The following is an 8,944-nucleotide window of genomic DNA, read 5'->3' as shown; positions in this document are numbered from 1 at the left end:
CTTTAAAATACAAAACGCCCGATGAAGTACATCGAGCGTTTTAGTTAAAAAGTGTCAACCCATATCAGGACGGGTCACTCTATTGTGAAGAACAACGCTTAAAAGTCTTCTAGATATTCATCTAAATACTCTTCTTCTTCGATGTTAATTTCTTCTACCGTTTCAACTTCTGCTTTAAAGTTTTGACGCTGGATATAAACATCGCGAGTTAGAATATATGGATCCGGCGACGAGTCTAGCTGCGCTTCTTGCGGTACTAATAAAGCACGCTTCTCCATTCCTTCAAACGCCCACTTACCCAAACTCGCCCAGAAGTTGAGATAAGAGAGGGGTAAATACGTACTATCTACGGTATCTGTCACTTCACGTAAGGTATACGGACCATAACCTGGAACCATGAAGTAAGGACCATTTCCAACACCATAGTGGCCTACTGCATCACTGAACGCTTTCTCGTCGTACTTCGTAATACCCGCGGCACTTGCAATATCGAATAAACCGAAAATACCGAACGTCGAGTTAATCCAAAAACGGTTAAAGTGGTCCACGGCTTTCGTACCATTACCCATGATTAAGTTATTAACCATGCTTGCTGGCTCATCTAAGTTCGATAAGAAGTTAGCGATACCAGAACGAATAGGAACTGGCGTGTATTCTACATACGCAAGTGATACAGGACGAACCAAATACGGATCTAAATATTCGTAGTTGAGTTCCCACATGGTTCGGTTAAAGCCTTCCAACGGGTCATACACATCAGAAGTCGTTTGATTTGTTTCTTGTCCTGTTACTGCTTCATCAGGCGCACTTGAACAGCCAACCAGTCCAACGGCTAACAGCAACAAGAAGGTAGATTTACCCTTGTTATACATTTTATTTTCCATAACGACTATTAATGTACCTAAGTCACCCCGATTAACCATTGTACGTATGTTGAGCAGGATACATAGTAAAGATGACTCAGATATGGGAATAAATAAAGGCCAGCAATCGCTGGCCTTCGGTATTCTACTCGATCGTTTAGAGTCATACCACTAAAGGCAACTGACTCTACCTCGTTGTCATGTTTCAGAGACAGATGTTAACAATTAATACTGCTGATCAATGGTCACTTCTACTGGTGCGCCAAATTCAACGACGTCACTTTCTCCGTGCCAATCTTGATCACGCGTTGCTACGTTACCGTCAGAATCTACACGCACACGGACGATTAGCTTATCGAGTGAAGATAACTTTTGCCCTTGCATCATGGCATTGCCATCATCTAATACGACTGTGCGAGGGAAAGTACCTAGCGGATAACGAGCAGCAGCCACAGGCATTGGGGAGCCATCTGAACGATGTACTGACACAATCAGAACTGCGTTTGGATCCAACTGAGCATTTGGTGCCACATCAATTGTCACAGCTACACTCTTATCCGGTGAAACCGCTTCGCCCATTTGCTTACGAGCACTCTCAATACTTCGTGACAACATCTCGTAGCGGCTATCTTCTGGACCAATCATTTGCTGCATGATTCCCCAGTACTTGATGGCTGCCGGGAAGTCTTGACGCTCAAACGCATCGAACGCTAACAAAGAAAACACACGCAGATCGACATAGTCTTGCTGCATCAGCTTGCCGAGTAATGAGCGAGCCGTCGCTTGATCCATTTCCTCTTGAGACAGCATCAGAGCTTGTGCATAACCCAACATCACATCTGGGTCTTTTGGCTCTAGGCGGTACGATTTTTCCATCGCATCGATAGCTGTGGTGACATCACGATTTGCTAACGCAATACGACCTAGCAGTAACCAACCTGTCGAGTCTTCCGGCTGGTAATGTAAGCGAGTTCGAAGGGCAAGGGTCAAATCCGCCATTTCATCGTCACTCAGCGGCTCAGAAGAAGCCGACATCAGCTTTTTCGATAACTCAGGTAGATTTGCAGACACTTCTTGCCATTGAACAATATCGTCTGACGCGCCAAATTTATAATACAAACCATAGCTCAGCACCACCGTCAGAATTACCGATGGAACTAAAACTGCGATTGGAGAAACCTTGGTTTCTTTTTGCGCTCTATCACCAGGGATATCGTCAAGCAGTGATTGCTTTAGATCAGAAATCAGTTCGTCTTCACTTTCAACCAGACCTTCGTCAGTTTCTTCTGCAAGCTCAGATAGTCGGTCTTTATAAAATGCCTTGTTGAGCTCATCGCGTAACACATCATCATTGTTCGCTTTTTGTTTAAGCAGCGGCAAAGCCACCAGCGCACAAGCAATAAGCGTGAGAGCAACGGTGGAAATCCAAAATAGTGTCATTACTTCTTATCTCCGTTGTTCTCTTCTTCAAGCAATGCTTTTAAACGAGCTTCTTTTTGCTCATCCCATTGCTCGTCACTGCTCGCTTTTGCCTTAACTTTAGATTTACGGCTACGCAGTACAATCAAACCAAAACCACCCAGTACTACAGCGAGTGGCCCTAGCCACAAAATCGCAGTCGCGACCGTAAATGGTGGGTTGTAAGTCACGAAGTTACCGTAACGGGCGATCATGTAATCAACAATCTCATCTTTGGACTTACCTTCTTTGGTCATTTCGTACACCTTATGGCGTAAGTCCTGAGCAAGTTCAGCGTTAGAATCCGAGATCGTGTTGTTCTGACATTTAGGGCAACGGAGCGTATGGCTTAACTCTTTGAACTGCTGTTCTTGTTCCAAGTTATCGAACTCGTACACTTCAATGGCAGCGTGAGCAGCAAGAGATAATGTCATCGCAGCAAAAACGGCAAGAATTAGCTTTCTCATTGCTTCGCCTCCTCAACCAATTTGTTGTAAAGCGGCTCCAGTGTTTCTGACCAATTACGTGGGTTTACATCCCCTACATGGCGATAGCGAATCACACCATTTGCATCAATAATGAATGTTTCTGGAGCACCATAAACGCCAAGGTCAAGGCCAAGCATACCACTGCCATCAAATAGGCTGATCAAGTACGGGTTGCCGAGATCATTCAGCCAACCTATTGCTTTATTACGATCATCTTTGTAATTCATACCGATGATCTTAACGCCCTTACCCGCCAATTCGTTTAGGTATTTATGCTCTGCATAACACGTTGGGCACCACGTTGCCCAAACGTTCAAGAGCAACGGTTCACCTTTAAAAATTGATTGGTCGTACTGTTTTCCAGGCTCAGCCAGGTCTTCTAAATGAAACTCAGGAACTGGCTTGCCAACCAAAACCGACTCCAATTTAGTTGGATCATCGCCCTCTTGGTTACGCATTAATTGGGTTGCGAAAATGCCCGCTAGAATCATGAAAGCGACAAGCGGAATAAATAAGATTTTCTTATTCATGTTATGCCTCCTGCTCTTTTGACTTCGCATTTTTCTTCGGCGATTTACGGAAGCGGTAGCGTTTATCAGAAATCGCTAGTGCGCCGCCTAATGCCATAATCAAAGAGCCAGCCCAAATCCAACGAACGAACGGTTTATAGTAAATACGAACAGCCCAAGATCGGTTGTCGTCTAAACGTTCACCCATTGCAATGTATAGGTCGCGGCTAATACCACGGTCAATGGCTGCTTCAGTCATCATAGACTTAGCCGTACGGTAGAAGCGCTTCTCTGCGTGAAGCGTATTCACGTATTTGCCATCATGTGTGATCTCAAAGTCTGCGATGTAGCCATCGTAGTTTGGACCATCTTTATCACGCAAGCCTGAGAAGTAGAAATCATAACCTTGAATTTGGAAGTGTTCGCCAGGTGCTAAACGTACATCTCGCTCGATGCTGTAGTTCTGTACCATCGCAATACCGATAACAGATACCGCCAGACCAACATGACCCAACATCATTGCCCAGTGGCTACGTTGCAGCTTGCGAACACCTTCACTAAAGCTATGACGGTGCGTTGCACGCTCGTACAATTCAAAGCCATGCATCGCAATAATCCAAATCGCCATCACCCAACCAATGTAAGCCATGGTTGAGAAGAAATCGGCAAACAGGTACACGCATAGCGCGGCCAAAGCGAAAGCAAGCACACCTGAAACGAGCATTGGTTTCACAAGTTTAGATAAACTGTCTCGCTTCCAGCGAATAAGAGGACCAATACCAAGCAGAAAAGCAAATGGCATCATTAACCACGCAAATAGCATGTCAAAGAATGGCGCACCGATAGAGACCGACCCCAAACCAAGCTGCTTGTGTACGAGCGGCAACAGTGTCCCCACTAACACCACAACAAGAGCGGCGATAAGTAATACATTGTTGGCTAAGAGCGCATTTTCACGTGAGACTAAGTCGAAGTTACCTCGTACACGCACTGCTGCCCCTTTTACGGCAAACAGCAATAAAGAGCCGCCGATAACGAAAACGAGGAAGCCTAGAATAAACATACCGCGCGACGGGTCAGACGCGAACGCGTGCACCGATACTAAAATACCGGAACGGACTAAGAAGGTGCCCAACAAACTCAACGAAAATGCAGAGATTGCCAATAGTACCGTCCACGCTTTAAATGTGCCGCGTTTTTCTGTCACGGCAAGAGAGTGCATTAATGCGGTACCCGCTAACCAAGGCATGAATGATGCGTTTTCTACTGGGTCCCAGAACCACCAGCCACCCCAGCCAAGTTCGTAGTAAGCCCACCAAGAACCTAGTGCGATACCAAGTGTTAAAAATACCCACGCTGCGGTTGTCCAAGGACGAGACCAACGAGCCCAAGCCGTATCAAGGCGTCCGGTCATTAGGGATGCGATCGCAAAAGAGAATGCAACCGAGAAACCAACATAGCCCATGTAAAGCATTGGCGGGTGAACAATCAAACCAGGATCTTGAAGCAGAGGGTTCAAGTCACGTCCGTCAACCGGGAAGAACGGTAACGTACGTAGGAATGGGTTTGACGTTAGGATGATAAACAGTAGGAAACCTACTGAGATCATGCCCATAACAGCAAGTACACGTGCAACCGACTCTTGCGGCATACCACGACTAAACGTCGCTACAGCGACAGTCCAAGCAGCTTGGATTAAAACCCATAGCAACAGTGAACCTTCGTGCGCACCCCATACTGCGGTTAAACGGTAGTACCAAGGAAGCTGACTATTCGAGTTGCTCGCTACATACTGTAACGTGAAGTCGTTGGTATAGAATCCCCAACATAAAATGGCGAAAGAGAACAACAGCATCAGGAACATAGACCAAGATAGCGGTCGCGCTGTGTTCATGAGCATGGTGTTATTATTCGATGCTCCCCACAATGGCAATACGCTCAACAGCACAGCCATTGCAAGCGAAAGAATGAGAGCAAAGTGACCGATTTCAGCAATCATTGGCCGCTTCCTTGTTTCTGTTCGGTGCTGTATTGAAGCGGTTCATGCGTTTTCTTCATCGCTTCTGCAATTTCTGGTGGCATGTATTCTTCATCGTGCTTCGCTAGGACCTCAAATGCCTCAACTGTCGTGGCATCTTTCAGTACACCTTGAGCAACAATACCCTGCCCTTCACGGAACAAGTCAGGAAGAATACCGTCATAGGTAATCGTCACTTTCGGACCGACATCGTGCAGGTCAAAACTCACTTTCAAAGAATTAGGATCTCGACGAACTGAGCCCACAACCACCATTCCACCGATACGCAGACGCTGGCCTACTTCTGGCTTGGTGCCATCTGGCTTACCATTAACCAATTCCGTTGGAGTGTAGAAAAGGTCCATATTTTGGTTAAGCGCATAAAGTATCAAACCAATGGTGGCACTAATACCGATAAAGATCGCTAGTACAATACCTAGCCTCTTTTTACGTCTCGGGTTCATAAGGTGTTCTCCATGTTCTTCGCTGCGTCGATACGAGCTTGACGGTCAATTTTTGCTTTCACTTCTTTCAATAATGCATCACCGCGGCGAAGGCTAGTGATCAGAAGAATCAGCATGGATAAGAAAGTAATACCAAACGCACTCCATACGTATGATGCGTAGCCGCCCATGGCAAAAAAGTCGCTCAGAGATTCAAAATGCATAATCAGTTACCTCACTGAGTTTGTTCTGTTGCGAGTTTGCGCACCCAAGGGCGGTGACTTTCTTTACTGATGATTTCGTTACGAAAACGGACCATCGTCACGGCACCAAAGAAGAACGCAAAGCCAAAGATGTTCAGCAATAACGGCCAAAGCATGTCGGATGAAATAGAAGGTTGTTCAAATTTCGTGATCGTCGCACCTTGATGAAGCGTGTTCCACCATTCCACGGAAAAGTGAATGATAGGTAGGTTTACTACGCCTACGATCGCTAAGATACCAGCGGCTTTTGCGGCGGTTTTTTGATCGTCAAACGCATGGTAAAGCGCAATCACACCAAGGTAGAGAAATAGAAGAATCAATTCAGATGTAAGACGGGCATCCCATACCCACCAAGTGCCCCACATAGGCTTGCCCCAAACAGCACCTGTAAGTAGAGCAATAAAAGTAAATACTGCACCAATCGGAGCCATCGCAAGTGCCGCCATATCAGATAGGCGAACTTGCCATACTAGGCCAATAAATGCAGCGATCGCCATCGACATATAAACGCCCATAGACCAAATAGCTGATGGGACATGAATGTAGATGATTCGGAAACTGTCACCTTGTTGGTAATCTGAAGGCGCAAATGCAAGCCCCCAAACCGTACCAACCGATAAGCATACGAGGGCCAATACAGAAAACCAAGGCAGAAACTTACCACTCAAACGATAAGCTGCTTCTGGCTTGGCATAAGGATGTAGCCATTTCCACATGTTTTGTTCTCACTCTTACTTCAGGGACACTGTCTAAAGGGTTGAGACCGTAGCAGTGCTTTAATAATAATTCTTTGATCAAGCGCCGCTTCATTGGCACTTTATTGAGTTAGTTAACACTAACTCGCAATGCGGCACTGATGGCAAAAGGCGTTAATGTCATCGCCCCCATTAGCATCGCACCTAAAATCGCTAGTTGACCGTTATACGCCATACCGAGTGCGGCAGCATCAATTGCCGATGTTGCGAAAATCAAAATTGGGATGTAGAGCGGAAGAATAAGCAAACTCAAAAGAACGCCACCCTTTTGCAACCCAACAGTCAACGCCACACCAATGGCGCCAATAAAACTTAGTGTTGGTGTACCGATCATCAAGGTTAATACAACCGATAGCCAAGTATTGAAGTCGAGCGAAAGTAAAACCGCCAATAATGGGCTAATTAAAATCAGAGGTAACCCTGTTAACAACCAATGTGCTATGACCTTTGAAACCACTACAAGTTGCAATGGAATCGGCATTAGCATCATTTGTTCTAGTGCACCGTCTTGAAAATCATCACGAAATAGACGCTCTAATGATAATAAGGCGGACAGCAATGCGGCAACCCAAACGATGCCCGCTGCAATACGTGCTAACAAATTAGGCTCTGGTCCAATACTCAGAGGAAAGAGAGTAATGACAATAATAAAGAACCACAGCGGGTTCAGAATGTCTGCCTGACGGCGAAATGCGATTAGGAGCTCACGACGAATGATGGTGGTCATCGAGGAAATCATATCAGTCACCCAGCTTTATTTTTCTAAGTTTCGGGCTGTCCGCAAACATATCTTGATGCGTCGTCAACACAACAATACCGCCATTATCAGCATGACTTGCGAACAAAGATTCAAGCACCTTGACACCTTGCTTATCAATGGCAGTCAACGGCTCATCTAAGATCCATAAAATTTGCTTACTGAGCCATAACCTTGCCAATGCGACTCGTCGTTGCTGACCTGCGGAAAGTTGTGCTACAGGCACATCTTCTCTACCAGCTAATCCTACTTGAGTCAAAGCGATAAAGATTTCTTCGTCTGAAGAGCGATTATTTTGAATAGATTGATAAAAACGTAAGTTTTCTAATGCGGTAAGCTCTCGTTTCACTCCTGTTTGATGTCCTAAGAAAAGCAGATCTTGATGGAAAACATCACGAGATTTTTCAACCTCTTCGCCTTTCCATTTAATGACACCTTCTTCTCTATCACCTAACCCTGTCACAATCCGTAGCAATGTAGTTTTACCAGTACCATTACGCCCTTCGATCTGGACCAATTCACCAGGCTTAATTTCAAACTGCAGGTTTTCAAACAGAACCCTTTCATCACGGATTGCTGTCAGGTTAGACACTTCTAACATAGAGCTTCAACTAAAAAATGAACGAGCCGCTATATTAGCACAGCTTAGTTATGACAAAACAGGATAAGAGGGCTAGGTTACATGTAAGTTCATGTATTTTTGTTAATTAATCATCACACTTTAATAAAATTAACTATAAGTAGTTATAAGCGCTCATTTTGAATTTGAGAGGCCAGAACTAAGAGCAAGATCGACTGAAGGTTATCTAGGGTTGTATTTAAGAAGAGCATTAGCAGCTAAAAACAAAAAAGAGGCGTAATAACGCCTCTTTTTTATCGCTTGATAACCTTTAGCGTCGACGACGTCCACGCGCTGGATATTCTGCGTCATCTGATGGCTGACCACTTAATGGTGGAATCTTCTCTTTCCCTGCCAGTTTCTTCTGCAGTGAAAGCATCAACTCTGCTTCGGCTTTTGGTAGTTCGCACTCTTCAATCAGCTCGTTGATATCAGCGCCAAGCTGTACCATTTTAGAAGCGCGACTGTACAAGCGACCATCAGTATCAGCGTGTTCGAGTTCGCGAATTCTCTCGTTTAAGTGCTGAATAATGTCTTGTTGCTCCGTCACTTTTTGTCCAAGACCAACGACAACCGAGCGCACTTCGAGTAACTGCTTACTCAACTTTTGCACTTCTTTATCTGCGTGTCGAGATTGAGCTCGTTGTTGGTCTAACTGCTTTTGTAACCCCGAGCGAATCCGCAGTTGCAAAACAACCAATACTAACACGATAAAAGCGACGCCACCCGCAAGGAATGGAGCAGATAAAAGAGTCTCTTCAGCCATCATCAT

11 protein-coding genes are annotated in these 8,944 nt (G+C 45.2%); all 11 read right to left on the bottom strand.

Annotated features, from left to right (window positions below; genetic code table 11):
* Nucleotides 1–98: 98 nt before the first annotated feature.
* A complete protein-coding gene (locus tag R7E29_RS16335) occupies nt 99–872 on the bottom strand; it encodes a VacJ family lipoprotein (RefSeq protein ID WP_080996819.1) in 774 nt (257 codons plus the stop codon).
* A gap of 216 nt (nt 873–1,088) precedes the next feature.
* Complete coding sequence (ccmI, locus tag R7E29_RS16330; RefSeq protein WP_054576274.1) at nt 1,089–2,303, bottom strand: c-type cytochrome biogenesis protein CcmI; 1,215 nt, start codon at nt 2,301–2,303, stop codon at nt 1,089–1,091.
* Nucleotides 2,303–2,788 carry a cytochrome c-type biogenesis protein gene (locus R7E29_RS16325; RefSeq protein ID WP_005380519.1) on the bottom strand — a complete coding sequence of 162 codons (486 nt, stop codon included), beginning with the start codon at nt 2,786–2,788 and terminating at the stop codon, nt 2,303–2,305. The genes ccmI and R7E29_RS16325 overlap by 1 nt, the downstream gene beginning before the upstream one ends.
* Nucleotides 2,785–3,339 carry a DsbE family thiol:disulfide interchange protein gene (locus R7E29_RS16320; protein WP_005380518.1) on the bottom strand — a complete coding sequence of 185 codons (555 nt, stop codon included), beginning with the start codon at nt 3,337–3,339 and terminating at the stop codon, nt 2,785–2,787. Before R7E29_RS16320 ends, R7E29_RS16325 begins: the two co-directional genes overlap by 4 nt.
* A gap of 1 nt (nt 3,340) precedes the next feature.
* Nucleotides 3,341–5,317, bottom strand: a complete 1,977-nt coding sequence (locus R7E29_RS16315; protein WP_021034009.1) for a heme lyase CcmF/NrfE family subunit — start codon at nt 5,315–5,317, stop codon at nt 3,341–3,343.
* Nucleotides 5,314–5,799: a cytochrome c maturation protein CcmE gene (gene ccmE, locus R7E29_RS16310; protein ID WP_005380516.1), complete on the bottom strand. Its 486-nt coding sequence runs from the start codon at nt 5,797–5,799 to the stop codon at nt 5,314–5,316. The genes R7E29_RS16315 and ccmE overlap by 4 nt, the downstream gene beginning before the upstream one ends.
* Nucleotides 5,796–6,002 (bottom strand): heme exporter protein CcmD, encoded by a 207-nt coding sequence (gene ccmD / locus R7E29_RS16305; RefSeq protein ID WP_005380515.1) that lies wholly within the window; start codon nt 6,000–6,002, stop codon nt 5,796–5,798. The genes ccmE and ccmD overlap by 4 nt, the downstream gene beginning before the upstream one ends.
* Before the next feature lie 11 nt (nt 6,003–6,013).
* Nucleotides 6,014–6,757, bottom strand: coding sequence for a heme ABC transporter permease (locus R7E29_RS16300; RefSeq protein ID WP_005380513.1), 744 nt, complete (start codon nt 6,755–6,757; stop codon nt 6,014–6,016).
* A 109-nt stretch (nt 6,758–6,866) separates the two neighbouring features.
* Nucleotides 6,867–7,535, bottom strand: a complete 669-nt coding sequence (gene ccmB / locus R7E29_RS16295) for a heme exporter protein CcmB (RefSeq protein WP_005380512.1) — start codon at nt 7,533–7,535, stop codon at nt 6,867–6,869.
* A 1-nt stretch (nt 7,536) separates the two neighbouring features.
* Nucleotides 7,537–8,154, bottom strand: a complete 618-nt coding sequence (gene ccmA / locus R7E29_RS16290; protein WP_005380511.1) for a cytochrome c biogenesis heme-transporting ATPase CcmA — start codon at nt 8,152–8,154, stop codon at nt 7,537–7,539.
* Between the two features lie 289 nt (nt 8,155–8,443).
* Nucleotides 8,444–8,938 carry a DUF2802 domain-containing protein gene (locus R7E29_RS16285; RefSeq protein ID WP_025998721.1) on the bottom strand — a complete coding sequence of 165 codons (495 nt, stop codon included), beginning with the start codon at nt 8,936–8,938 and terminating at the stop codon, nt 8,444–8,446.
* Nucleotides 8,939–8,944 lie beyond the last annotated feature (6 nt).

Origin of the sequence: Vibrio sp. Vb1729 (genome assembly GCF_033338655.1) — a bacterium.
In the GTDB taxonomy this organism is placed as follows: Bacteria; Pseudomonadota; Gammaproteobacteria; order Enterobacterales; family Vibrionaceae; genus Vibrio; species Vibrio alginolyticus.
The sequence above is the reverse complement of the archived record's forward strand: the minus strand, read 5'-3'. Positions and strand labels throughout refer to the sequence as shown.